A 24,495-nucleotide genomic window follows, 5' to 3' on the forward strand; every position below is an offset into this window, starting at 1 on the left:
ATGATGTAGCTTCCTTTATTATTTATCATTTTTACATTTTATTCTACTCCACCGCCCAGTGATCTGTACAGGTCTACTTCTGCATTTAACCTTTCAAGGGTTACATTAATGGTTTCCAGATCATTCTGAAGTTTATTGTTCTGAGCTGTAATGACTTCAAGATAGGTTGCCATTCCACTTTTATAAAGTTTCAGGGCATCATTGATTCCTTTATCAAGAATAGCGGTTCTCTGCTCTAAAAGCTGCAGTCTTTCTGAAGCGCCTTTAGACTTGGCCATGGCATCGGATACCTCTCCAACAGCGGTCATTACAGACTGTTTAAAATTGATGGCTGCTTTTTCCTGTTCAAGCAATGCGGTCTCATAAGCCGTTTTCAGTTGTTTTTTCTGAAAAATGGGAGCTGCAAGATTCGCTGCGATTGCCTTGGTAATAGAGCCCGGGATGTCAAACCATGAACTGAATTTATTGGAATTTACTCCTATCTGCGGGCTCAGGCTTATGCTTGGATACATTGCTGCTTTTGCCAGCCCGGTTTTAGAATTCAAACTGATTACGTTAAATTCTGCCACCTTCAGATCCGGTCTGCGGCTCAGTAGCTGTGCGGGTAATCCTTCTGACAATTTGTTTTCAGGAATCATTGTTTTAAGGTTTCCTTCTCTTTCTATTTTAGCCGGATATTCTCCACAAAGAATACTCAATGCATTTTCCTGAATGGAAATATTCTGTTTTGCCAAAGGGATCAACAGTTCCGCAGTTTTCTTTTGCGCTTCTGACTGCTGAACAGCCAGTGAATTAATCTGGCCTGCTGTAAACTGAAGATTCATCATTTTAAGGGTATTGTCACTAAGTTCAATATTCTGCTCAGCTATTTTCAGCTGTTCATCAAGACTGATAAGGTTATAATAAGCCTGAGCCACCTGAACTACAATCCTGCTTTTGATGGCATTCAGATTTTCTTTTTGCCCAAAATATTCTGCTGCAGCGGATTCTTTCTGCATTTTAGCTTTTCCCCAAATATCTATTTCCCAGGAAAGCTTTAGGGCAGCATTAAAATCATCCATATATTTGGTCCCTACAAACTGTTCATTAAGAGAGCCGTTAAGGGTATTTTTGGAAGCCCAGCTTCTATTCGCTCCGGCAGTTAAATCCAGTGTTGGCATCAGACCCAGCTTAGCCTGTTTATAGATCAGGTCCAGCTGTTCTATGTTTTTCAGGGCTACATTCACTTCATTATTTCTGGAAAGAGCTTTATCTATTAATCCTATCAGCTTAGGATCTTTGAAAAAGGTTTTCCATGGAAGCACTACAGTATCTCCTGTTACCTGTACAGATTCTTTGTAGGTTTCGGGAACCTGAAGGTCTGTTCTTGTATATTTTTTCCCTACGGCACAAGACACCAGAAGTGATGCCATTGCGCCTGAAATAAGGAAATTCTTTATATTAAATATTCTCATTTGTCAATTGATTTTCTATCGTATTATACTTCTTTTTGGCAGAGAATTTCTCATCCAGATATTGAAAGAACATGTATAGTACAGGAATTACAAAAACTCCTAAAACCACGCCGCTCAGCATTCCCATGGCAGCACTTGTACTGATTGATTTGTTTCCTGAAGCCATTCCTCCTGTAGAAATCATCAGCGGAATCATCCCTACAATAAAGGCTAAGGAAGTCATGATAATGGGACGTAATCTCGCCTTTGCTCCTTCCAGCGCGGAATCCAGAATGGAAAGACCTGCTTTTCGCCTTTGTATGGCAAATTCTACAATAAGAATTGCATTTTTGGCTAATAAACCAATAAGCATGATCAATCCAACCTGTACATAGATATTATTATCCAGTCCAATCGCTTTTATTCCTAAGAACGCCCCTACAATTCCCGTTGGGATGGAAAGCATTACGGCTAAAGGAAGAATATAACTTTCATATTGAGCTGCCAGAAGCAGGTATACAAAAAGTAAACACAGTCCAAAGATGGCAATCGTTTGATTTCCTGCGGATTTTTCTTCTAAACTCAATCCAGTCCATTCGTAGCTGTAATCAGACGGTAATTTGCTTAAAGTTTGTTCCAGTTTGCCCATCAACTCTCCGTTACTTACTCCTGGCTTTGGAGATACGTTGATATTTAATGAGTTATAAAGATTGTAACGCTGAACAGATTCCGGACCGTAGACTTTTTTCAAAGTAATAAGGGTATTCGCCGGCACCATATCTCCTTTGTCATTCTTTACGAATATATCATTGAAAGCCTGCTCATCCATTCTGAAAACTCCATCCGCCTTAATATTCACTCTGTAGAATTTCCCGAATCTTGAAAAATTCTGAGACTGGTCTCCTGAGAAATAGGTCTGAACAGTTCCCAACAAGTTTGAAATGCTTACTCCAAGCTGTTTTGCTTTATCTTCATTCACTTCAAGCTCCATTTGGGGATAATCCGCCCTGAACATTGTGTAGGCAAATGCTACTTCGGGAACCTGCATTAGCTGACCGATCAGTTCGTCCGCTTTAGCTTTAAGAACCTGAGGGTTTCTACCCATACGGTCCTGAAGCACAATTTCGGCATCGTTCGTCATTCCGTATCCTTCTACCGGAGGTGATCTGAAAGTCATTACACTTCCTTCTCTGATCGCTCCTAATTTTGCATTCGCCATATCTACAACCTCCTGGATATCCTGAATCTCACCTCTTTCCTTTTTAGGTTTCAGCTTAACAAACCCCATTGCGTAAGCCGGTCCTGCACTATTACTAAGCAGGTTGAATCCTGTAATGGAAGTATTTTCCTGAACTGCATCTACATCTTTTAAGATTTTATTAATCTTATTGGAAACTTCCGTAGTTTTTGTCAATGCTGTTCCAGGAGGCATGCTTAAAGTGTACATAAAGAATCCGTCATCTTCCATCGGCACAAAACTTTTAGGCGTGCTTGACATCAGCCATCCTGCAACACCGATAACGGCTACGATTAATCCTCCTGCAATCCATTTTCGTCCTATTAAGAAACGAACTCCTTTTGCATAACGGTTGGTCATATTATTAAATCCTGCATTGAATGCTAGCGCAAATCTTTGCCCGAATCCTTTTGGCTTTTTACCTTCTCCTGAATGATTGTTTTTCAAAAACACAGCACATAAAGCAGGGGTTAAAGTCAATGCGTTAACCGCTGAAATGATGATCGCTATTGCTAATGTATAGGCAAACTGCTTATAGAATAATCCTGCCGAACCGGACATAAATCCGATTGGAATAAATACCGCTGACATCACTAATGTAATAGAAATCACCGCTCCTGTAATCTCACTCATCGCCTTGTGGGTAGCCTCTCTTCCTGAAAGATCTGTTCCTTCCATATTACTGTGGACGGCTTCCACCACTACAATGGCATCATCCACTACAATCCCGATGGCCAGTACAAGGGCAAAAAGTGTCAAAACATTAATCGTAAACCCTAAAACCAGAAGGAAGAAGAATGTACCGATAATGGCTACCGGAACCGCCACTGCCGGAATAATCGTAGATCTGAAATCCTGCAAGAAAATAAATACAACGATAAACACCAGAATAAATGCTTCTATCAAAGTAGATTTTACCTGTCCTGTGGCCTCATCCAATCTTTCTTTGGTGCTCATTACCTTCGTATATTTAATACCCGGAGGGAATGATTTCGATAATTGATCAAGGGCTTTGTTTACTCCTATTTCAATCTGATTGGCATTGGATCCTGTAGTCTGCATAATAGCTACAGTAACCGCATTCTTCCCATTAGAAAGGTTATCTCCTGTATTGGAAATGGCTCCGAATTCTACACGGGCTACATCTTTTAACCTTATGACCTGGCTTCCGGTATTTTTAACGATAATATTTTCATATTGTTCCGGCTTGTTCTTTTTTCCTTTATATCTGATTACATATTCTAACGCAGCATCAGATTCTTCTCCCAATTTACCCGGAGCAGATTCTAAACTGTGGTCTGCTATTGCTCTGGAAACATCTGCCGGTTCAAGTCCGTAGGATGACATTTTCTGAGGGTTAAGCCATATTCTCATGGAATAATCCTTCAACCCGAAAACCATGGCCTGCCCTACTCCTTTCACCCTTTTAACCTGCGGAATAAGGTTGATATTCGCGTAGTTCTGAAGGAAAGTTTCATCATATTGTTTGTTATCTTCAGTATAAATATTGAAAATCAACACCATACTGTTCTGCTGCTTGGATGTGGTTAATCCCATTCTCACTACCTCCTGCGGAAGTATCGGAGTGGCCTGCTGTACTCTGTTCTGTACGTTTACAGCTGCTTGATCGGCATTAACTCCCTGTTTGAATATAATGGAGATGGAGAATGTACCATCATTACTCGCTGTGGATTTCATGTATTCCATGTCTTCCACTCCATTGATCTGCTCTTCCAGCGGCGTTACCACAGAACGGATCACCGTTTCGCTATTTCCTCCCGGATACGATCCTGAAACAGTAATCGTAGGCGGAGAAATGTCCGGGAACCTAGTCACCGCCAGCTGGTTTAATCCTATAATCCCTAAAATAACGATGATAAGGGATATTACCGTCGCCAGTACCGGACGGTCTATTATCTTTTTTAACATTTTTGAATTTTCTAAGAATGGTTATACAACTATTTCAAATGAACTGTTGTCGCAACAACCTGAGCTCCGTCTGTAAGGGCATCAATTCTATTGATAGCGATCTTGTCTCCTGCATTCACGCCTTCTTTGATAAAATAATCCTGAGACGTACTTCCTGAAACAGTAATCTGAGTCATTTTCACCTTATCCTTACCATTCAGTTTATAGACAAAGAATCTGTCCTGAATATCTTTCACGGATGTTTTCGGAAGTTTGACTACTCCATTCAGCGCATTGTGAATCATCACTCTAGCTGTTCCTCCGGCTCTTAATAACTTATCAGGATTTTGAAAAACAGCTTTCATCTGGATACTTCCTGTGTTTCTGTCGAAGTTTCCGCTGGCATTTTCCAATTTTCCTTTAAGAGAATAGGTGGAGCCGTCAGCAAGAATAAGCTCTACATTTTCTGCTGTATTTCCTGATGCAGACGCTTTGCTGTGTGAAATAAAATCAGCTTCATTCATTGAGAAATACACATTAACACTGTTGATACTTGAAAGAGTTGTCAAAGGTGATGCATCTGATGGGCTGATAAGGTTTCCTACTCTATTTGGAATTCTTCCTATGTATCCGCTCACCGGTGCTTTGATGTACGTAAAATTGGCATTGATCTTTGATGACCCTAATGATGATTGTGCCTGTGCTACCTGTGCTGATGCCGCTTTATAACTTGCCTGTGCTGTTTTCAACTGCATATCAGAAACTACTTTTCCTTCTACAAGGGGTTTCAGCTTTTCCACTTCAAGTCTTGCTGTTTCCTGTGCTGCCATAGCCGATTTCAAAGCAGCTTCATTGGTATTCACCTGCTCATTGTACACGGATGGATTTATTCTGAAAAGGGTCTGTCCTTTACTTACATACTGTCCTTCTTTGATATATACGGCTTCCAGATAACCTGTCACCTGCGCTTTAATATCTACATTGTCCTGTCCTTCTATGCTTCCCGGGTATCCTGTAGACACTTCTGCATCTCCGGATTTCACCTGGATAAAATCTGTAGGCAGCGCCTGCTGCATTTGCTGAGTATTTTCCTGGCCGGAACCGCACGAATACAATATTGCTGCTGTAAGTGAGAGAACCAGATATCCTTTTCTGTAATTCATAACATTTGGTTTTAAATTTTACAGGAGCAAAATAACTTCATCTTAGAGTGATATTCATTCAGAAGTTGGGTGAAGCGTCGTTAATCGCAGGTGAAGCGTATGATACCAAAAATGAAAAGAAAACGGCTGTTTTTCCTTATAATTGTGATAAAAAAGAGATTTTCCGGAAAAATAAGTGTTAAATCACTAAATAATATCTCTCACAGGTAAAACAAAAAAAGATTGCTTTGTGTAAAAGCAATCTCGTTTGTATTTTTATGAAATTAATAATCCATCCAGGATTTGAAAATGGAAGCTTTTTCACGGCTTACAATGACTTCCATATCAGGCTGATTTCTGAGTTCCAGCTTCAGCTTTCCATTAAAATGATTAAAAATCTGCTTTACAGAATTGATGTGAATGATAACCTGTCTGTTAGCCCGGAAAAAGAATTTGGGATCCAACTGTTTTTCAAGCTCTTCCAGTGTTTGTGGAACATTTTCTACCACTCCGGTATTCAGCATGGCTTTACTGATTCCCAACTCGGTATAAAAGTATAAGATGTCTTCTGCCAGAACAGTTTTATATCCATCTCTATGAGCTATGAGAAAGCGTTTTCTGTAATCTTTCGGCTGGAGATAATTCAGCAGACCTTCAATGGCAGTTCCCACTACCGGAACGGTTTCCATAAAGGTTTCGTAACGTTTTAATGCTGCATCCAGCTCTTCTTCCTCGATAGGTTTCAGAAGGTAATCTACACTGTTGTATTTGAATGCCTGTACTGCATATTCATCGTATGCTGTGGTGAATATGACTGCACTTTTAATTTCATGTTTGTTAAAGATTTCAAAGCTGAGTCCATCTGCAAGGCGCACATCCATCATAATGACATCCGGAACGACATTATTTTCCAGCCAATGTACCGTTGAGGTAATTGAGTCTTCTACAGACAGGATTTCGATATGGGGTCTTAATTTCAACAACAGCCTTTTTAATCTATCTGCATTAGGTCTTTCGTCTTCAACTATTAAAACTTTATTAATCTTCATATCAATGGGAGTTTTACAATAAATTTATCTTCAGTTTTTTCAATCACAGGCTTAGGATATCCAAGGATTTCGTAACGTGCAATGATATTGGTAAGTCCTACTCCTGAGGAATCCGGCTTATTGATCAAAGGCAGAAATGTATTAGAAACAACCAATTCTCCTTCAGTGTTTGTATAAATATGGATTTCCAGAGGATTTGCTTTAGAGGTCTGGTTATGCTTAATGGCATTTTCAACCAATAATTGTAAAGACAGCGGAAGAGTAAATCTGGATCTGTACTCTTCCTGAATATCTATTTTGAATATAACACCTTCGCCAATTCTTTTTTCAATCAGAAAGATGTAGGATTCTAAAAATTTGAGCTCCTCTTCTAATGCAATAATATCTTTTTTGGAATTGACTAACAGGTACCTGTATACTCTCGCAAATTTTTCGGAATAATCATACCCTAGCTGCTGATCTTCCAGGATGAGTTCTGACAACACACTTAAGTTATTGAAAATAAAATGAGGATCTATCTGAAGCTTAAGTGCCTGAAGTTCAGCCGCCATAGCTACCTGTTTGTGTTTGGAAGCCCTCAGTTTATGCTGGGCAGCTTCTACTGCTGTTTTTTTCCAGTTTTCAAGTAAATAATCCACGGTATTAAAAGCACTGATAATCAATGATATTATAATATTAGTTGCAATCCACTGCCCAAGAAGTGTATATTCTCTCCGGGAATCCATATCAGGTAATGTCACAGAGGTACAGGAACCTACAATTCCATTGATAATAATCACAATCATGACACTTCCCACAATTTGCAGTAAGCATTGGATGAGCAGTCGCTTTACAGTTCTGTCTCTCCAGGGAAGCAATTTATTGAGCGTTCTGTCTATAAATATACTTACCTCTGAAATAATGATGGAAAAAAAGACAATCCAGGTGCCATCTTCCAGAATCATCTTCAGCGGACCATTCAGATATTCTTTCCAAACAGGGTCAAAGGGATCAATAAGGTAGGAAAAAACACAGAAAGTAACCACTGCCAGTGCCCAGATCACGAGCCTTCTTTTCATGGTGGAAAGAATCTTCTTATTCCGTACTATATTTTTTCTGATGGAAGAAATCCTATTCATATCAGGGACTTTGTGAATGTAAATATAGAAATAGATTTTATATGAGTATCCTCTATTTTAGACGAGACCGCCAAAACAGTACCTGAAACGTAAAATAGGAACGTTAAAATGGAAGTGACGGTTCATCACCTGAAAAAGACATTTCATCATCATTTTATGCAATGTCACCCTATTTTTATGATCAGTGAGCAGCTGTATACTATAGTTTTGCAGCATTAAATCCGGTACAATGAAAACAATAATTGTCTGCACAGATTTTTCCCAGGAAGCTGAAAATGCCACTCATTACGCAGCATCTATAGCCAAAGAGAATAAATACAGGATCATACTTTTCAATCTGCAATCCATTTCTATTCACGCTTTGAATGCACAGGTTTCGGCAGATTTTTTCTATACTCAAACACTTAAAAATCAGAAAAAGCTGAAAGATAAAGCGAGTGAACTAAAGACTCTTTACTCTATAGAAACCGGACATCATCTGGCTTCCGGCAATTTCATGGAAGAGCTTGAAAAGTGTATACTGCTCCACGAATGTGATTTGATTGTGATGGGTATGGCTGAAAAAACTCTTGAGCAAAAGCTTTTAGGAAATAGTGTAACAAGGGCTATTCATAAAATAAAGAAACCCATATTAATTGTTCCTTCTCATATAGAATATACAGGAATCCGGAAGATTCTTTTTGCTTATGATACTCACAAAAGTATGACCTGGTCTGCAATGAACGATATTTATTATTTTATTAATGAATTTAATGCTGAAGTTGAGGTATTCAATGTAAGTGAAAGTTTGGAGGATTTTGCAGAGGTTATTCATGATATTGACCTGAATTCCGGATATAATCTGGATGATATTAAGTATAGTTTTAAAATGATTCAATCTATCGAAGTCATTAAAGCCATTGAAGAGGAAATAAAGCTTACCAATCCTGACCTTCTGACTATGGTTCCCTACAAATATAATCTTGTGGAGTCTCTTTTTCATCGCAGTAAAACAGCTATTATGGCCTATAAAAATAAGATACCATTACTGTCAATTCCCTTAAACATAGATTAAGAATCAATAAAAATCTGTTCATATTTGAATTATCCTTTTTGCCTTTAAGGGCTAAATTTTACACTTAATCTTGTTTGACAGGACCGGAAATTTCTTTCCGGTCCTGTTTTTCATACTCAGTTTCGGAATCAAAAATGAATTACCATTTTAATAATCATAATTAATATTTTTTTTTAAAAACAAAAACAAACTGATAATTTAAATTCACATGAATATAAAAAAGCCGTAAATTTAGTAAAGGATAAAAAACAGTGTTTTCCCTCTTTTTTATAGTTGTACCGTTAGCTAATTTTGTTCAATAAAATTAAAAACCATAAAAATGAAAACTTCCTTTTTTACTAAGACTTTAAGTCTGCTCTGTGCAGCATTTATTCTAACCCTCTGTCTGCTAAGCTGCACCCGCTGCTCCGAACCACCTCAGGAACCCGTTAGTAACAGTTATAAAAAGAAACTGATCAGCTACCGTGAAGGCCGGGTCCTTTTTGATGAATACACCAGGACTAATCATGAAGTTCTTATGAAATACAGAAACGGTGAACCTGACTCCCGATGGTACTGGTTTTCGCTGGAAGACATGGAAGGATATATTAAATACGTAAAAGAAAATGCAAAAAAACAAAAATTAAAAAATCCGGGAATCAGGATTTACATGGGAAAATATCCGATGAATCATCCTAAAAACAGAATGGCAAAACCGGAATATGCAGGTTATCAGACTATATTTTTAGTTCCTACTGCTCAAAAAAGAGAAAGAACCAACGCAGTGTCCAGATCAGCCACCACCGAGGAAAATACAGATGTTCCTTCTATAGAATCTATGAACATGACCAATCTGGCACCACCTCCAAAAACACTGTCAGGAACAATGCCTTAAAAACACAAAATTATGAACTGGAATATTGAAACAGGGAAACAGATATCGATGATCCTATCCATCATAGTGATGCTTTTAATGATCATAAAATATAGAAAAACCGGAAAGGAGAATTTATTTTTTATCATTGGATATCTGTTGTTTTCCCTGATTGATATTTTCTGTTATTTCTACTTCCGGCTTACCAATCTGCCTACGGACATATTTTATGTAATTGGGTTTTTAATGATCGTATTCTTTTTATATTTATTTTATTATCACCAGTTATTATATGTTCCGCTGCTCAAAAAGATACAGACTATCATCCTGATTCTTTTTGTCCTCAATATTGCTGTCATGTTTTACACAGAAGATGATCTGCTCCATCATTTTTCTTTTAATATGCTGTATGTAGATATTCTTTTGTTGTTATTTTCAATTATTTTGTTCCTGTACCAAACCTTTAACTCTGATAAAATACTGGAAATCAAAAGCTATTTACCATTCTGGATATCAGTGGCTTTACTGATCTTTTTTATTGGAAGTATTCCGATACTCTTTTTCAGGACTACTGTTTCGGAGACTATTTATTTCTTCATTTTATTTATGCTGAATCTGATCAGTAACGGCATACTCATACTAGGCTTAATTTGGAACAAACAAGAAAAAATCAGATAAATGCTTTTCAGATATGGAAGAGAATAATTTGGTCATCATCTTTACGATTACTTTATTCATCGTTGTTTTAACAATGATCTTCATTTATGCTGTTTTCATCAAGAAAAAGACAACCCTGCTGATAGAGCAAAAAGAAAAAGATTTGCGGTTTGAAAAAGAGCTGGCTACTTCACAGGTAGAAATGAAGGAACAGACCTTGAACTACATAGGTCAGGAATTACACGATGATCTTGGACAAAAACTTTCCGTGGTCCGATTGCGGCAAAACCAACTGATTACCAAATTAAAAAACAATGAAAAAGAAGACCTGATTGAGCTCAATGAACTATTGGGTGAATGTATACAGGATATAAGAAACCTGTCTAAAACATTAATTACTGAACAGATTATTCATTTCGGACTGGCAGAATCCGTTGAAAGAGAAGTTCAGCGGATCAAAAAGCTGAAATTATTAAAAATAGAGTTCATTACCCAGAAACAGGATATTGATATTTCCCCAAAACATGGTCTGATCCTTTTCAGAATTATCCAGGAAAGTATCAACAATATTCTGAAACATTCCAAAGCCAAAAATGTTTCCATACAAATGGAAGATGATTGTGAAAAACTGCACATCAGCATTTCCGACAACGGAAGAGGCTTTGATACCAACAGTATTCAGGACGGTTCAGGATTAAAAAACATGGAACTGAGAGCAAAACTGATTCATGCCGAACTGTCTATACGCTCAGAATTGAATAAAGGAACACAAACTTTGATAACCTATCATAAAAATTTATTATGAAAACTATCCCCATAGCGATCGTTGATGATCATACCTTAATCTCCAAAGCTTTGGAAAATATGATCACAGAAAACACTCAATATCGGGTAATTATGAATCATCCCAACGGAGAAGAATTTATTGCAGGTGTGGAAAAAGCTTCTGAATTACCCGCCGTAGTACTGATGGATGTTAATATGCCTTATAAAAATGGTATAGAAACTACAGAATGGCTTACCGAGCATTATCCCGACATTAAAGTCATTGCCCTGACAATGGATGATGATGAAAAAGTTCTGATTAGAATGCTGAAAGCAGGTGCTAAAGGATATTTATTGAAAGATATGCAGCCTTCTATCCTATTCCAGGCCATAGACACCGTATTTGAAAAGGGCAGTTTTTATACTGATTTTGTGGCCCAGAAATTATTGAAAGTAAAAACAGAGGAAATGAAAAACGCCTCTCTTCTTTCCGAGTTGAAAGACAGGGAAAAAGAGTTTATAAAGTGGGCATGCAGTGAACTTACCTATAAGGAAATTGCTGACAAAATGTGCCTGAGTCCTAAAACAATAGACGGCTACCGGGATTCGGTTTTTGTAAAACTGGATATAAAAAACAGAGCCGGGCTGGTTCTTTTTGCGTTGAAACATGATCTGTGCTGACTTAATTTTAATCTTACTTCTTAGCCTATACAATAAACATCTTTACATTCTATTTACGTATCCGGCAGCTTTTCAAGCTGTCGGATTTTTATTTCATAACAATCTCATATACAATTAAAAAGGTGTTTTTCCTTTTTCAAAATACGGTTTTCGCCTCTGTTTTTGCCTTTCGGAATGACGGAAATTTGTCATAGAAAAAAATACAGAAAGGCGGTACCTGAAAAGCCGAAACAGAGTAGGGAATATTTTTAAAACTAATACAATGAAAAAAGCACTTATCGTAGGTATTAATGATTATGCACCCATCGGATACGGAGGTCCGGACCTTAATGGCTGTGTAAATGACGCAAGAGATATGGCAAATACATTGGTTATTTGTGGTTTTAGTCCGGCAAAGATTAAAATCCTGACCAATCAGAATGCCACAAGAGCGAATATATTAAACTATCTGAAATCCATGATCAGCACCAGTGTAAAAGGTGATTCTCTGGTTTTTTATTATTCAGGACACGGAACCAGAGTAGCCAATATCGGATCCGATCTTGAACTGGATGGTCTGGATGAAGCCATTTGTCCGCACGATTATGCCAATAACGGAGTCATCCGGGATGATGATTTCAAAACAGTTCTCAGCAAGCTAAAAGCCGGAGTGAATATGGAAGTGATCTTCGACTGCTGTTATTCCGGAACAGGAACCCGAAAAATGGATCTGGGACTGGAAGCGGATCTCCTCAACGAAACCGCCCGTTATATCCCGCCAATGCTTGAAGATGAATTTTATCTAACGTATGCCAGTGAAATGGAGGCTTCTAAAAGTTCAAAAAAATCAACCGTTCTTACTAAGGCTCTTGTCCCAGTTGCCGGAATGAATCATACGCTATGGGCCGCTGCGAAGGACAACCAAGTCTCTATGGAAGGTACTATCAGCGGACAAATACGAGGATATTTCACCTATCATTTCTGTAAAATACTGCGTGCTACCAATGGAAATATCGTCCGAAAAACACTTGATAAGCAGGTTGCCATCGCATTAGCAGCTATGGGAGCAGCCCAAATTAACCAAACGGAAAGCATCACTGCAGAATTTTCACAAAAAATATTCACTTAATCATAAAACCATTATCGGCGGAATCCGAAAAGCCATCAAAAGAGTAGGAACACACTAGATTAAAAATAATAATCATGTCTAAAATTGAAAACAACAACCCAATGACCGCTGAAGAGATTCTAAGACTTAGAACTGTTAAAGCAAAATCAACTGAAAAACCGGCAGCAATTGAAAAATTATTCAGCCAGGCTCCCGCTATGGAAACCATTAACGGAAGAACTTTTCCGAAAGGGATGAAAACAATAGGAATGCCTATGGATGAAAAAACAGCTGAAAACCGATCTCTGGAAACTGACCATTTTTATCCTACCCATGCTGATTTTGAATACAATCCAAAGCTGGAACCTAAAAAAGACCGTAAACCCAAATTCATTGAAAGAGATTCTTTCCTAACTCCGGAAAATGCGAGAACAATTTTCGGAGCAGACCAAAGAAAAGTATATAATTCTACAGCCTATCCATGGAGATGTGTTGGCAGAGTGGAAAGTTCTTTAGGCTCAGGAAGCGGTGTCATGATCGGCCCAAGACACCTTCTTACCTGTTCTCATATTGTAGACTGGCAGCCTAATAATACTACAGGATGGCTTAAGTTTACACCCATGTATTACAACGGAAGCGCTCCTTACGGAACAGCTTGGGGAACATTAACTTATTACAAATATAAAGTAGCAGGTCCTACTATCGACTCTACTGAGATTCAATACGATTATGTAGTGATTGTATTAGACAGACCTATCGGAAACAGCACAGGCTGGTTAGGCTCAAAATCCTACTCAGATTCATGGGATGGAGGAGCTTACTGGACCCATGCAGGATATCCGGGAGACCTTACAGGAACGCAAAGACCTACCTACCAAACAGGTATCGCACTGGATGGAGATTTCTGGAGTGCTGATGACAACGAAAGCATGAGCCATAAAGCAGATATATGGCCTGGACAAAGCGGAGGTCCTTTTTGGGGATATTGGGACGGTTCTCCGTATGCTGTGGCTACTCAAAGCGCGCATAATCCAAGTGATAATTTTGCAAGTGGCGGCTCAGATTTAGTCAATCTGGTCATCAGAGCAAGAAATGAACATCCTTAATTTATTTTTTTAGTTTCAATAGAATCCTGTCTTTTAAGGCAGGATTTTTATGTTATCCAAATTTAGTTCTGTTATAATTTTCATTTTTAAGTAATCTTTCTGTGTATTCTCAATATTTTAATACATTTGTTATTAAACATATTTCAGATGAATTTTGAACAGATCAATTTACACCTTGAGGCTTACAAAGAGCATGATCAGATTCTGGATGCAGCAAAATACCTGATCCATTCTTTTGATCTGGAACATGAAAACTTTGCAGGGTTTGGATTTAGGCAGGAATTGTCTCCTACCTCGATGCTTCTTACGGCAGAAGGTGAATTGGGTAGCCCGCAGACGGTCATGATTCCCAAAAATTTATTTGATTTTGACCTGAATCTTGTTCTTAATATGGTTGCTCATGAAATGCTTCATGTGCGGCAGAAAGCTCCCGGACAGGTGATTGAAGACAAAAATGAAAGAGAGTTTCAGGCATATTATGAAATGCTTTTTCACAAAGTGTTTCCACAGATCCCTGAGGTTTCGGATTTCCATAAAAAATTCTTCGGCGGGAAGGCTTTGGAGTATTATAAAAGAATGGGTGAAGGATCAGTATTACAGCAAAAATATGCAGAACAGAAAACAGAAGTAGAACATTTAATCAACGAATTACCATGACAGTAAAACCAGACATCACCTGGGCAGATTTTGAAAAAATAGACATCAGATGCGGAACCATTATTTCAGTAAATGATTTTGAAAAAGCAAGAAACCCGTCTTATCAACTGGAGATCGATTTCGGAGATTTAGGAATCAAAAAATCATCAGCACAAATTACTTCTCTTTACGAAAAAGAAGAACTGATAGGAAAACAGATTTTAGCCGTTGTGAATTTCCCTAAAAAGCAGATTGCCAACTTCTTCAGTGAATGTCTTGTGCTAGGATTATATGGTGAAGACAAAAAAGATGTCACTCTTTTAGCTCCTTCATTACCTACGAAAAATGGAATGCAGGTAGGATAGATACCCAACAAAAACACATATGATACAGAACATACCCTTAGAAAGAGTTTTATTCCTTGATATTGAGACCGTTCCACAGGCCGAATCCTGGGAAGAACTGTCCGAAACAGAACAATACCTGTGGGATAAAAAAACAAAATTCCAGAGAAAAGAAGATATCACAGCAGAAGAATTTTACGACAGAGCCGGTATTATGGCTGAGTTTGGAAAAATCATCTGCATTACTATCGGAATGGTTGAAAAGAATGATACGCTGAAAATAAAAAGCTTTTCCGGACATGATGAAAAGAAAATGCTTCAGGAATTCGGAGAAATTTTCAACAGCCCAAGGCTTCACAATATTATTCTCTGTGCACACAACGGAAAAGAATTTGATTTTCCCTGGATTGCCAGACGATACCTTATTAATGGGATACAACCCCCAACTCCCTTTCAGATGTTTGGGAAAAAGCCCTGGGAGGTTCCTCATATAGATACAATGGAACTTTGGAAATTTGGGGACTATAAAAGTTTTGTATCTCTGGAATTACTGGCGCATGTCTTTGGAATTCCTACTCCGAAAGATGATATTGACGGCTCAATGGTTTCATCAATTTACTACATAGAAAAAGACTTGCAGAGAATTGTTGACTATTGTGAAAAAGATGTCTTAACTTTGGCAAATATTTTCCGGCGCATGCGTCAGGAAGATTTGTTGAAAAGGAATATCAATCTAGATTAAAAAATGAAATTTACAGACGATCAAATTGCTGACATTGGTGAGGAAATCATTGGTGTACTGAAAACCGTATATGACCCCGAAATTCCGGTAGATATTTACGAATTAGGGCTGATTTATGATGTCCAGATCTCCGATGATGCTGACGTAAAAATTATAATGACACTTACTACTCCCAACTGTCCTGTTGCAGAAACTCTTCCTCAGGAGGTAAAAGATAAAGTAGCTGAAGTAGAGCATGTAAACAGTGTAGATTTAGAGCTTACTTTTGAACCGAGCTGGAACAAGGATATGATGAGTGAAGAGGCGAAGTTTGAGCTGGGAATGCTTTAAATATTACTCTTAACAATATAAAACCCCAAAGAATTATTCTTCGGGGTTTTTGTTTTTAAATATCTTTTGCTATTTCCTTTCCTTCTCTCCTGCTCCACTCACTCCAGGAACCTACATACAAATCCGGAATGGGGAATCCGGCATAGTCCAGCGCTAAAATAGTATGGCAGGCAGTAACGCCCGATCCGCAGTGAATAATCAGATGTTCAGGTTTATTTTCTAATAACTTTCCATATTTTTCTTTTAAAACTTCAGGACTCAGAAAGTTTCCGTTTTCATCAAGATTTTCAGAAAAAGGAATATTGATCGCTCCCGGAATATGCCCGGCAACCAGATCAATAGGTTCTGATTCTCCCTTGTACCGGTAAGCATCTCTTACATCAATAACAGTAGAAGAATTATTATTCAAGTCACTTTCAACAATTTCAAGACTGGAAACAGGAAGACTCCAGTGATCTTTCTTGATTGAAGACACCTTATCAAATTTCTCTTCTCCCGAAGAAAACTCTAAACCAGCTTTTTCTGCAGCCTGCATTCCGCCATCAAGAACCTGTACGTTTTCAAACCCGAAAGATCTTAACATCCACCATGCTCTTGCCGCTGCATTTGAAGCATTTTTGTCGTCATAAACAACGAGATGAGCTCCTTCATAAATTCCAAGATCTGAAAGCGTTTCTGAAAACTTTTCTACAGAAGGAAGCGGGTGTCTGCCGCCAAAAGCTGCATTTTCTCCAATTTCAGCCAAATCTTTATCCAGATCAATGAATCTTGCTCCTTTAATATGTTTTTCAAGGTAATTCTGCTTTACATCTTTTCCGGTTCTTGCATCAAGAAGGATAAGATTTTCTACTGGAAGATTTTTTAGATCGGATGGGGAGATGATTGGAGACATTTTGTTGATTTTGGGGTTAATTTAAGTATGTTTTGGCTAAAGCCATATGTATTTCAATATAGTAAAGCGGGCTAAAGCCCGCTCCTATTGATTTTTATTCTTCACATCTATTTAAAAATGAAAAATATCCTTCGCTTTATTATAAGAGCTTTCAAAGTTCAGAAGGTTCAGTTTATGTTCTGCTTTTTCAACGCTCATAAAGTTGATCACCTGTTCTGTAGGCATATTTCCTACAAGATCATCCTTAGCCATAGGGCATCCTCCGATTCCTTTGATGGCACTATCAAATCTTCTGCAGCCTTTATCATAAGCCGCTTTTAATTTTGAATAGGAATCTTCATAACGGTTATGAAAGTGTCCTCCAAAGTTAATTTCAGGGTATTTTGAAGGTATTTTTTCAAACAAAAGAGCAATTGTTTCGGGAGTTGCCACTCCGGTAGTATCTGACAATAAAATATCTTTCACTCCGATATCTGAGAATCTCTGTGCCCACTGGTCAACATCTTCCCACTTCCACATTTCACCATATGGATTTCCAAAAGCCATAGAGAAATAGATATTAAGTTGTTTCCCTTCACTTTTTACCAGTTCAAGCATTTTAATGATTTCATCAAACGCTTCTTCCTGACTTTTATTGGTATTTCTGTGCTGAAAAGTTTCGGAAATAGAAAACGGAAAGCCCAGAATATCCACTGACTGGTGTTTCAATGCTTTTTCAGCACCTCTGTAGTTGCCAATAATTGCGGAAACTTTGGTTTTGGAGCGTGATTTATCAATATTTTTTGCCACCTCATCAGAGTCAGCCATTTGCGGAATTGCTTTCGGGGAAACAAAACTCAGACAATCCAATACATCAAAGCCAACATCCATCAAGGAGTTGATATAATCTATTTTTTTATCAGTAGGGATAAATTCTCCCCATCCCTGCATTGCATCTCTAGGACATTCGGTAAGAAACATTTTTACTTTTTGATTTTCTCAAATATAATAAAACTAAACTACTTAGTATACTGTACACACAAAGCTAACACTATTTTGATTTTCAAAGTTTTATATCTGATTAATAATTTCAATAACTGATATTAAATCGCAAATAACATATTCTCAGCATCAAATTTGCTAACTTTGTTAAAATTTATGATATCTGATGAGTACAATAGAATTCAACCCATTGTGGAAAGAAAAATTACTGAACCGTTTTCTTAGCTATGTAAAAATATATTCAACCAGCGATGCAGAGAGCGAAACAACACCTTCTACTCCTCGCCAGTGGGATATTGCCAATTATATTACTGAAGAGCTGAAAACCATCGGCCTGGAAAATGTTTCAATTGATGAGCATGGTTATATTATGGGATATGTTCCTTCTAACCTTGAAAATGATGACAGACCTACGATCGGATTTATTTCACACTATGATACTTCACCAGACTTCAGCGGAGAAAATGTAAAACCTCAGGTTTGGGAAAATTATGACGGCAATGATCTTCTTTTGAACCAGGCTACAGGATTCACATTATCCCCTTCAAGATTTGAAAGTTTAAAAAAATATATTGGCCAAACGTTAATTACTACTGACGGAACAACTCTTCTGGGTGCCGATGATAAAGCGGGTTGTGCAGAGATTGTAACAGCTGCAGAATATCTTATCGCCCATCCTGAAATCAAACACGGAAGAATTGCTATAGGATTTACTCCGGATGAAGAGATCGGAAGAGGAGCACATAAATTTGATGTAGCTAAATTTGGAGCAGAATGGGCTTATACTATGGACGGTGGGGAAGTTGGAGAACTGGAATATGAAAACTTCAACGCTGCCGGAGCTGTAGTAAAAATTCATGGATTGAGTGTACACCCAGGTTATGCTTACGGAAAAATGATCAATGCAGCGCTTTTAGCAGCTGAGTTTGCTCAAATGCTTCCGGCTAATGAAACTCCGGCAACGACAAAAGGTTTTGACGGGTTTTATCATTTAATGGAGATTACAGCTGATATCTCTGAAGCTAAACTTCAATACATTATCCGTGATCATGATGCAGATAAATTTGAAGCCAGAAAGAAATTCTTAGAAGGAAAAATCGCTGAATTCAATCAAAAGCATGGTGAAGGAACTGCTGAAGTTGAAATCAAAGAACAATACAGAAACATGAAGCAGCAGTTTGAAGGTAAAATGCATATTGTAGATCTTGCAGCAAAAGCAATGACTGAAGCAGGTATTGAGCCTAAGATCAAAGCAATCAGAGGAGGAACTGATGGTGCTCAGCTTTCTTATATGGGACTTCCATGCCCTAATATTTTCGCAGGAGGAATCAACTTCCACGGGCCATACGAATATGTAGCTCTGGAAAGCATGGAAAAAGCAACTGAAGTAATTATTAATATTGTAAAAGCTTAATAAATCATGAAAAAGGTCTTAGCATCAGCATTCATTTTCACTTTTATTTTCGGCAGTGCCCAGATTTCTGAATTTCAAAGGGCAGATTCACGCTATGAAAGAAAGAAAACGGCTCTGTATAATAAATATCCTAAGCCTAATGATTTAAGAACGAAGAAAGAATGGCTTTTGACGGAAGATAAAATAGCTGCGTACAAAGATGCTTTGGATAAGGCTTCTCTTGAAGATCAGAAAATGATCGCTGCAGATCCTCCCACAAAAGCAAAAATCACCAAAGAAGCTGAATACGATAAAGGCAAAGCAGCCTTTCAAAAATTATTATATGAAGCTGTGGATCTTGATTTTTTAAATTTTTCTTCGGAAACCTACAAAGCAACAATAACTTTTGTAGTTGATTCAAAGGGAAATGTTCTGGACCCTAATGTAAAAGGAAATAATGAAGATGTAAATGCATTTATTGAAGCTGCTTTTTACAGGATTAAAGATAAAGGCAAATGGAAACCTGCAGAAGACAAAGGAAAACCGGTCTCTTCCAATGTTTCTGTTCCTTTAACATTAACTTTTAAAAAATAATACATAGAACCCGCTACGATGGTAGTGGGTTTTTCTTTTTTATATTTAAAAACATTACTAAAATTCATTATGTTATTGACACTAATTTAACACTATCCTTTTGTAAACCTTAAAAAATTCACCTAATTTAGAGAAAACTTAAAATCACTGTATATGAAAATGAAATCTAGCCACTTCAAAATCAACAGAAAATTTTACTTTTCTCTTCTTTTATCTTTTTTCTGTTTCTTTCTTTTAACGTCTTGTTCTCAGGATGATCTCGCGGATGCACCTGTTGAAAAACCTGCAGAGTCTGTTCAGATGAAGACTTTGGGAAATCTGACCTTACAGAAGAATGTTATTATTCTGAATGATGAATCGGTAAATGCAATTTCCACTCATAATGACGGAGAAATTACATTTAGCCGAACAACTCCGCAAACAGACAGTATTTCGGTAGGAACTGTTATTGTAGGAACTAAGATAGAAGGTGATCAGGTGAATACCATTCTTTCAAAAGTAAGTTCTGTTTCTACATTGAATAACCAGTTTAAAGTACAGACTTCCAGTGCAAAACTTGAAGAATTTATCTATAGCGGAACATTGAGCGGGGTTTATGACCCATCAGGTAAAGCACCTGTTAATATTGACGGAAGAATGGTAAACTATGTTCCTGTAGAAGGTATGATTTCTGAGCAAATCAATCAAAAAATACTTTCTATTGAAGCAAAAAACATTCAAAACCAGAAAATAATTGCTTTCAACCGTTTTGATTTTAATAAAACCTTTTCATTCCCTCTATCTTCAGCGGGTACATCCAGTGTAAATGTAAACGGTGGATTTACTCCAAAAATTGATTACAATATTACTTTCTCATGGGGGCATTTGTCCAATTTTTATGTTAACCTCATCATGGATGATATTAAACTTCAGAGCACAGCAAGTATTGTAGGAAGTCTTGGCTATACGGCAAGTACTACAGACTACCTGAATATTCCTATTGTTCCTATCGTTTTAGGACCTACCGGACTGATCTTAAGCCCTACTCTTTCTGCCGGACCATTTCTGGGAGTACAGGCAACAGGAAAAGTACAGGGACAACTTTTGGATCTTGAAGGAAATGCTAACTTTTTGGTAAGCAAAACTCCAGCGATTAACATAAATCTTCAAAAGAAATCAGATCCCGCCATCACAGGAGCAGAAGGAAACTTATCTGCTGAAGCAGGTTTAGAAGCTAAGGGAGCAGTAGGGCTGATGTTTATTTCTATTCCTATTGCCAATTCCGGATTAAGAGGAAGAGCTTCTGCTCTTTCATCTTTAGGGTTAACATTCATACCTGAAAGAAAAGGTGTGATCTCTGTAAAAGGCAAAATTCAGGCTGATATGTTCTATGGTTTTGGAATAGCTCCTCTCAGATATGAAGGAACGATTCCTCTTTTCAAAAAAGAATATATGCTGTATCAAAAGGATTTCAGTTTCTAAGACAAAACGTTTAACTATCATAAGAAAGCCGCTCTTGTAGTGGCTTTCTTCGTATAATGCATCTGCATGCAATTCATTTACAATCCATTAAGACAATTTTATTATATTTACAAGGATGTACAATTTTAAACAATAACATTTAACACCAAATTAATCATGAAAACAATGAAAAAACTTTTGAGAAAGGACTTATCTGTAATTCTGGGCAGCGGAATAGACGGCTGCCATATGGGAGGCAACTCTTACAATTGTCAGGACGACTGCCAATGTGCCTGGGGATATGCATGTGAAATGTATGAAGACGGAAATCCGGGACAATGCATCGCTGTAGGAGGAGGTGGAAACCCTGGCGGAGGCGGTGGTGGATGCAACCCTCCATCTATTTGTGAAGAACAACCGTATTAGTAATAGCAAACCGGGAGTAGTGATACTTCCGGTTTTTTATTTTTCATCCTAAAACAGAGTCTTGTCAAAGTATCTTTGCCGTTCATCAAATAAAATTTCACTCCCCACTTCATAGTTGTTGTTTTGCATCAGATTTTTAACACAATTAATTATGAAGCAGCAATTTTTCGCTCTAAGTACATTGTTATTATGTATTTTTTGCGGTATAGAAACGAAAGCACAACAAGCTCCGGCTTTTCACATTGGGGTCAAGGGAGGGGCAAACTTTACAAAAACCTCAACGGAATCTTCTTTGGAAGGGAAATATGGACTCGGCTATCAGGCAGGAGTAATGACAAGAGTAGATCTCGGAAAGTTATATGTACAGGGAGAAGCTCTGTTCAACAAAAGAAAGACATCATACACATCTCAAGACGGGAACTCTTCAAAACTTTCCTGGAACGCTATTGATATTCCTGTAGTAGTAGGATATAAACTGATTAAAGCAGATGATTTTAATGTAAGAGTATTTGCCGGAGGTGTTTACAGCTACGCCTTTAACAATAAAGTATCTACTTCTCAGGCTTTTCAGGAGGGATTTAAAAATTTTGACAAATCCAATATTGGCATTACGGGAGGTGTTGGAGTAGATTATAAGAACTTCACGGTAGATCTTAGGTATGAAACCGGTCTTTCAAGCATCAGTAAAGACTTTAAGTCCAAACCCCACAGTTTTTCCCTCGGAATAGGTTATTTCCTGTTCTAAAAAACTTAAATTATCTTTACCTGTTAGAAACTGTTTCCCTGCAGTTTCTAATTTTTTTATCAACCTATTTCCATTTCCATGACAAAATCTTTTGTTTTAAAAGAATATATATTCACTTTTATTTTCTGGCTTGTTCTCGCTATTGTATTGTGGTTTAATTTCCAAAGTACAACAGAAAAATATCTTGCAATGACTCAGGCTGCGATTATTGCAGTCTTCTCATTTATATTGACTCATTTTTTAACCAATAGATTTTTACCGAAAGCACTTCTGGAAAAGAAAATGAAATTGTTTCTGGTACAGGCGGTACTTGTTATTTTCCTGCTCAGTCTGGTATTCTCTTTTGTCTTCACTTATCTTGAAGTTGCACCCAAAGATCAGCTTCCAAAGAATTTTTCAGACCAACTTCCTTTTTTGTGGAAAGGCTTTTACATGTCTTTACCAGCTTCTTTTCTGATCAATGGAGCAGCATGCGGTATAAAATTTTATAAAGAACACGGAAGAATAGAACGTGATCATATTCTTCTCCAGCAAGCGCATCTGGAAAACCAGCTTAAACTTTTACAGGATCAGATCAACCCTCATGTTGTATTCAATATTCTGAATCATATTCACATTCTGATGAAAACGGATACACAGCTTGCGGACTTTTTACTGATGAAGTTTTCGGATATTCTCCGGTATCAGCTGTATCATTGCAATCAGCCACTGGTACCTTTGGATAAAGATATTGAATACCTTCAGAATCTTGTTGAGGTAGAAAAATTGAGATGGGGAAATGAACTGGATGTAAAAGCTTCATGGGAAATTGATAACAGGAAAGCTTTTATTGCTCCGTTACTGCTGGTTCCTTTTATAGAAAATGCCTTTAAGTATGTCTGCAGGCTTCCCGGACATAAAGGGTATATAAAAATCTCCTGTAAAGAAAAAAGCAATAACCTCTATTTTTATGTTGAAAATTCCTATTCTGATATGGCAACCTATAAAAAGAAAGACGGAGCGGGCGGAATTGGCCTTCAAAATGTAAAAAAACGTTTAAAACTGCAATATCCTGACTCTCACGATCTAAAAATTGAATCAGATCATCATACCTTCAAAATAACTTTAATTTTAACTTTATCTGACTATCATGAGCTCTAATATTCCTAAAATGAAATGCCTGATTATAGATGATGAACCTCTGGCCAGATTTCATCTTAAAGAACTGGCCGGTCAAATTGACTTTTTATCTGTTGAAGGTACATGCGCTACAGCACTGGAAGCAGATGCCAAAGTAAAAGAGAGCGAAATAGATCTACTTTTCCTTGATATCAATATGCCTTATCTTACCGGTCTGGAGTTTCTGGAACAGCTGGAAAATCCTCCTTTGTGTATTCTTACCACGGCTTATTCTGAATATGCTCTGGAGGGATTTCGTTTGCAGGTTGTAGATTATCTTTTAAAACCCATTGCTTTTAACCGTTTTTATCAGGCAGTGAATAAGGCACAGCAACAGTTTATCATCAGTGAAAAATTGAAAAAGAATACTTCTCTGGATGATCCTTTTTTGTATGTGAGGCAGTCTGACTCATTTATTAAGGTTTCCTGGGTAGATATTTTGTACATTGAAAGTATGCAGAATTACACCAAGCTTCATTTTAAGGATAAATCTCTGATTATTCATCAGACGATGAAAGCCATTGAGGAATCTCTTCCTTCAGATCATTTTTTCAGGATTCACAAATCTTACCTCATCAATATTACCCATATTGATATGATCTCGGGAGGACGGCTTTTCATTAATAAAATTGAGCTTCCGATTTCCCGTACCCGAAAAGAAGAATTGCTTAATCAGGTGGTGTATAAAAAATTAATAAGTAAGTAGCTGGAAGAAATAAGCCGG

Annotated in this window: 25 protein-coding genes; 18 read left to right on the forward strand and 7 right to left on the reverse strand. The window is 37.6% G+C overall.

Annotated elements, in window-relative coordinates; translation table 11 throughout:
- Nucleotides 1-38: 38 nt before the first annotated feature.
- From OL225_RS16270 to OL225_RS16290, 5 genes are all read right to left on the reverse strand, one after another.
- Nucleotides 39-1,454: an efflux transporter outer membrane subunit gene (locus OL225_RS16270; protein ID WP_264518931.1), complete on the reverse strand. Its 1,416-nt coding sequence runs from the start codon at nucleotides 1,452-1,454 to the stop codon at nucleotides 39-41.
- Complete coding sequence (locus OL225_RS16275) at nucleotides 1,441-4,599, reverse strand: efflux RND transporter permease subunit (protein ID WP_264518932.1); 3,159 nt, start codon at nucleotides 4,597-4,599, stop codon at nucleotides 1,441-1,443. The genes OL225_RS16270 and OL225_RS16275 overlap by 14 nt, the downstream gene beginning before the upstream one ends.
- Before the next feature lie 29 nt (nucleotides 4,600-4,628).
- Nucleotides 4,629-5,741, reverse strand: a complete 1,113-nt coding sequence (locus tag OL225_RS16280) for an efflux RND transporter periplasmic adaptor subunit (RefSeq protein WP_264518933.1) — start codon at nucleotides 5,739-5,741, stop codon at nucleotides 4,629-4,631.
- Between the two features lie 263 nt (nucleotides 5,742-6,004).
- The gene (locus OL225_RS16285; RefSeq protein WP_264518934.1) at nucleotides 6,005-6,769 is read right to left on the reverse strand and encodes a LytR/AlgR family response regulator transcription factor; all 765 of its coding nucleotides are present in this window, start codon (nucleotides 6,767-6,769) and stop codon (nucleotides 6,005-6,007) included.
- Complete coding sequence (locus OL225_RS16290) at nucleotides 6,766-7,887, reverse strand: sensor histidine kinase (protein ID WP_264518935.1); 1,122 nt, start codon at nucleotides 7,885-7,887, stop codon at nucleotides 6,766-6,768. Before OL225_RS16290 ends, OL225_RS16285 begins: the two co-directional genes overlap by 4 nt.
- Nucleotides 7,888-8,116: 229 nt before the next feature.
- Between OL225_RS16290 and OL225_RS16295 the strand changes: the two genes are divergently transcribed.
- The 11 genes from OL225_RS16295 (at nucleotide 8,117) to OL225_RS16345 (ending at nucleotide 16,142) form a co-directional block, all read left to right on the forward strand.
- A complete protein-coding gene (locus tag OL225_RS16295) occupies nucleotides 8,117-8,941 on the forward strand; it encodes a universal stress protein (RefSeq protein WP_264518936.1) in 825 nt (274 codons plus the stop codon).
- Between the two features lie 319 nt (nucleotides 8,942-9,260).
- A complete protein-coding gene (locus OL225_RS16300; protein WP_052184625.1) occupies nucleotides 9,261-9,815 on the forward strand; it encodes a hypothetical protein in 555 nt (184 codons plus the stop codon).
- Nucleotides 9,816-9,827: 12 nt separating this feature from the next.
- Entirely contained in the window at nucleotides 9,828-10,472 is a 645-nt protein-coding gene (locus OL225_RS16305) for a hypothetical protein (RefSeq protein WP_264518937.1), read from the forward strand.
- A 13-nt stretch (nucleotides 10,473-10,485) separates the two neighbouring features.
- Entirely contained in the window at nucleotides 10,486-11,256 is a 771-nt protein-coding gene (locus OL225_RS16310; protein WP_264518938.1) for a sensor histidine kinase, read from the forward strand.
- Nucleotides 11,253-11,897 carry a response regulator transcription factor gene (locus OL225_RS16315; RefSeq protein WP_129038916.1) on the forward strand — a complete coding sequence of 215 codons (645 nt, stop codon included), beginning with the start codon at nucleotides 11,253-11,255 and terminating at the stop codon, nucleotides 11,895-11,897. Before OL225_RS16310 ends, OL225_RS16315 begins: the two co-directional genes overlap by 4 nt.
- A 262-nt stretch (nucleotides 11,898-12,159) precedes the next feature.
- The gene (locus tag OL225_RS16320; RefSeq protein ID WP_264518939.1) at nucleotides 12,160-13,005 is read left to right on the forward strand and encodes a caspase family protein; all 846 of its coding nucleotides are present in this window, start codon (nucleotides 12,160-12,162) and stop codon (nucleotides 13,003-13,005) included.
- Nucleotides 13,006-13,079: 74 nt separating this feature from the next.
- Nucleotides 13,080-14,090 carry a trypsin-like serine peptidase gene (locus tag OL225_RS16325; RefSeq protein ID WP_264518940.1) on the forward strand — a complete coding sequence of 337 codons (1,011 nt, stop codon included), beginning with the start codon at nucleotides 13,080-13,082 and terminating at the stop codon, nucleotides 14,088-14,090.
- Between the two features lie 147 nt (nucleotides 14,091-14,237).
- Nucleotides 14,238-14,747, forward strand: a complete 510-nt coding sequence (locus OL225_RS16330) for a hypothetical protein (protein ID WP_264518941.1) — start codon at nucleotides 14,238-14,240, stop codon at nucleotides 14,745-14,747.
- Nucleotides 14,744-15,091: a tRNA-binding protein gene (locus OL225_RS16335; RefSeq protein ID WP_264518942.1), complete on the forward strand. Its 348-nt coding sequence runs from the start codon at nucleotides 14,744-14,746 to the stop codon at nucleotides 15,089-15,091. Before OL225_RS16330 ends, OL225_RS16335 begins: the two co-directional genes overlap by 4 nt.
- A gap of 19 nt (nucleotides 15,092-15,110) precedes the next feature.
- On the forward strand, nucleotides 15,111-15,812 hold the full coding sequence (locus tag OL225_RS16340; RefSeq protein WP_264518943.1) for a 3'-5' exonuclease: 702 nt from the start codon (nucleotides 15,111-15,113) through the stop codon (nucleotides 15,810-15,812).
- Nucleotides 15,813-15,815: 3 nt separating this feature from the next.
- Nucleotides 15,816-16,142, forward strand: coding sequence for an SUF system Fe-S cluster assembly protein (locus OL225_RS16345; RefSeq protein WP_047422116.1), 327 nt, complete (start codon nucleotides 15,816-15,818; stop codon nucleotides 16,140-16,142).
- Between the two features lie 55 nt (nucleotides 16,143-16,197).
- On the opposite strand, the gene OL225_RS16350 is transcribed toward OL225_RS16345, so the two are convergent.
- Nucleotides 16,198-17,034, reverse strand: a complete 837-nt coding sequence (locus tag OL225_RS16350; RefSeq protein ID WP_264518944.1) for a sulfurtransferase — start codon at nucleotides 17,032-17,034, stop codon at nucleotides 16,198-16,200.
- Between the two features lie 111 nt (nucleotides 17,035-17,145).
- A complete protein-coding gene (locus OL225_RS16355) occupies nucleotides 17,146-17,994 on the reverse strand; it encodes a hydroxymethylglutaryl-CoA lyase (protein ID WP_105700371.1) in 849 nt (282 codons plus the stop codon).
- A gap of 187 nt (nucleotides 17,995-18,181) precedes the next feature.
- On the opposite strand from OL225_RS16355, the gene pepT reads away from it, so the two are divergent.
- The 7 genes from pepT to OL225_RS16390 all read left to right on the forward strand — a co-directional run bounded on the left by pepT (nucleotide 18,182) and on the right by OL225_RS16390 (nucleotide 24,477).
- Nucleotides 18,182-19,429: a peptidase T gene (gene pepT, locus OL225_RS16360; RefSeq protein ID WP_047376043.1), complete on the forward strand. Its 1,248-nt coding sequence runs from the start codon at nucleotides 18,182-18,184 to the stop codon at nucleotides 19,427-19,429.
- A gap of 6 nt (nucleotides 19,430-19,435) precedes the next feature.
- Nucleotides 19,436-20,002: an energy transducer TonB gene (locus tag OL225_RS16365; protein ID WP_264518945.1), complete on the forward strand. Its 567-nt coding sequence runs from the start codon at nucleotides 19,436-19,438 to the stop codon at nucleotides 20,000-20,002.
- A gap of 153 nt (nucleotides 20,003-20,155) precedes the next feature.
- The gene (locus tag OL225_RS16370) at nucleotides 20,156-21,463 is read left to right on the forward strand and encodes a hypothetical protein (protein ID WP_264518946.1); all 1,308 of its coding nucleotides are present in this window, start codon (nucleotides 20,156-20,158) and stop codon (nucleotides 21,461-21,463) included.
- A 165-nt stretch (nucleotides 21,464-21,628) separates the two neighbouring features.
- Nucleotides 21,629-21,868 carry a hypothetical protein gene (locus OL225_RS16375; protein WP_255813335.1) on the forward strand — a complete coding sequence of 80 codons (240 nt, stop codon included), beginning with the start codon at nucleotides 21,629-21,631 and terminating at the stop codon, nucleotides 21,866-21,868.
- A gap of 151 nt (nucleotides 21,869-22,019) precedes the next feature.
- Complete coding sequence (locus OL225_RS16380; protein ID WP_047376034.1) at nucleotides 22,020-22,613, forward strand: porin family protein; 594 nt, start codon at nucleotides 22,020-22,022, stop codon at nucleotides 22,611-22,613.
- Between the two features lie 78 nt (nucleotides 22,614-22,691).
- Nucleotides 22,692-23,753: a sensor histidine kinase gene (locus tag OL225_RS16385; protein WP_047376032.1), complete on the forward strand. Its 1,062-nt coding sequence runs from the start codon at nucleotides 22,692-22,694 to the stop codon at nucleotides 23,751-23,753.
- Entirely contained in the window at nucleotides 23,743-24,477 is a 735-nt protein-coding gene (locus OL225_RS16390; protein ID WP_047376029.1) for a LytR/AlgR family response regulator transcription factor, read from the forward strand. Before OL225_RS16385 ends, OL225_RS16390 begins: the two co-directional genes overlap by 11 nt.
- Nucleotides 24,478-24,495: the final 18 nt, after the last annotated feature.

The sequence above is a fragment of the Chryseobacterium viscerum genome (assembly GCF_025949665.1).
GTDB classification, from domain to species: domain Bacteria; phylum Bacteroidota; class Bacteroidia; order Flavobacteriales; family Weeksellaceae; genus Chryseobacterium; species Chryseobacterium viscerum_A.

Excerpts from the sequence above, each read along its gene's own strand:
- OL225_RS16295 (WP_264518936.1), top strand. The coding sequence starts at position 8,117 with ATGAAAACAATAATTGTCTGCACAGATTTTTCCCAGGAAGCTGAAAAT.
- OL225_RS16320 (WP_264518939.1), top strand. The coding sequence starts at position 12,160 with ATGAAAAAAGCACTTATCGTAGGTATTAATGATTATGCACCCATCGGA.
- OL225_RS16370 (WP_264518946.1), top strand. The coding sequence starts at position 20,156 with ATGAAAATGAAATCTAGCCACTTCAAAATCAACAGAAAATTTTACTTT.
- OL225_RS16375 (WP_255813335.1), top strand. The coding sequence starts at position 21,629 with ATGAAAAAACTTTTGAGAAAGGACTTATCTGTAATTCTGGGCAGCGGA.
- OL225_RS16285 (WP_264518934.1), bottom strand. The coding sequence starts at position 6,769 with ATGAAGATTAATAAAGTTTTAATAGTTGAAGACGAAAGACCTAATGCA.
- OL225_RS16290 (WP_264518935.1), bottom strand. The coding sequence starts at position 7,887 with ATGAATAGGATTTCTTCCATCAGAAAAAATATAGTACGGAATAAGAAG.
- OL225_RS16315 (WP_129038916.1), top strand. The coding sequence starts at position 11,253 with ATGAAAACTATCCCCATAGCGATCGTTGATGATCATACCTTAATCTCC.
- OL225_RS16380 (WP_047376034.1), top strand. The coding sequence starts at position 22,020 with ATGAAGCAGCAATTTTTCGCTCTAAGTACATTGTTATTATGTATTTTT.
- OL225_RS16305 (WP_264518937.1), top strand. The coding sequence starts at position 9,828 with ATGAACTGGAATATTGAAACAGGGAAACAGATATCGATGATCCTATCC.
- OL225_RS16365 (WP_264518945.1), top strand. The coding sequence starts at position 19,436 with ATGAAAAAGGTCTTAGCATCAGCATTCATTTTCACTTTTATTTTCGGC.
- OL225_RS16335 (WP_264518942.1), top strand. The coding sequence starts at position 14,744 with ATGACAGTAAAACCAGACATCACCTGGGCAGATTTTGAAAAAATAGAC.
- OL225_RS16280 (WP_264518933.1), bottom strand. The coding sequence starts at position 5,741 with ATGAATTACAGAAAAGGATATCTGGTTCTCTCACTTACAGCAGCAATA.
- OL225_RS16325 (WP_264518940.1), top strand. The coding sequence starts at position 13,080 with ATGTCTAAAATTGAAAACAACAACCCAATGACCGCTGAAGAGATTCTA.
- OL225_RS16330 (WP_264518941.1), top strand. The coding sequence starts at position 14,238 with ATGAATTTTGAACAGATCAATTTACACCTTGAGGCTTACAAAGAGCAT.
- OL225_RS16355 (WP_105700371.1), bottom strand. The coding sequence starts at position 17,994 with ATGTTTCTTACCGAATGTCCTAGAGATGCAATGCAGGGATGGGGAGAA.
- OL225_RS16300 (WP_052184625.1), top strand. The coding sequence starts at position 9,261 with ATGAAAACTTCCTTTTTTACTAAGACTTTAAGTCTGCTCTGTGCAGCA.
- OL225_RS16270 (WP_264518931.1), bottom strand. The coding sequence starts at position 1,454 with ATGAGAATATTTAATATAAAGAATTTCCTTATTTCAGGCGCAATGGCA.
- OL225_RS16385 (WP_047376032.1), top strand. The coding sequence starts at position 22,692 with ATGACAAAATCTTTTGTTTTAAAAGAATATATATTCACTTTTATTTTC.
- OL225_RS16350 (WP_264518944.1), bottom strand. The coding sequence starts at position 17,034 with ATGTCTCCAATCATCTCCCCATCCGATCTAAAAAATCTTCCAGTAGAA.
- OL225_RS16345 (WP_047422116.1), top strand. The coding sequence starts at position 15,816 with ATGAAATTTACAGACGATCAAATTGCTGACATTGGTGAGGAAATCATT.
- OL225_RS16275 (WP_264518932.1), bottom strand. The coding sequence starts at position 4,599 with ATGTTAAAAAAGATAATAGACCGTCCGGTACTGGCGACGGTAATATCC.
- OL225_RS16390 (WP_047376029.1), top strand. The coding sequence starts at position 23,743 with ATGAGCTCTAATATTCCTAAAATGAAATGCCTGATTATAGATGATGAA.
- pepT (WP_047376043.1), top strand. The coding sequence starts at position 18,182 with ATGAGTACAATAGAATTCAACCCATTGTGGAAAGAAAAATTACTGAAC.
- OL225_RS16310 (WP_264518938.1), top strand. The coding sequence starts at position 10,486 with ATGGAAGAGAATAATTTGGTCATCATCTTTACGATTACTTTATTCATC.
- OL225_RS16340 (WP_264518943.1), top strand. The coding sequence starts at position 15,111 with ATGATACAGAACATACCCTTAGAAAGAGTTTTATTCCTTGATATTGAG.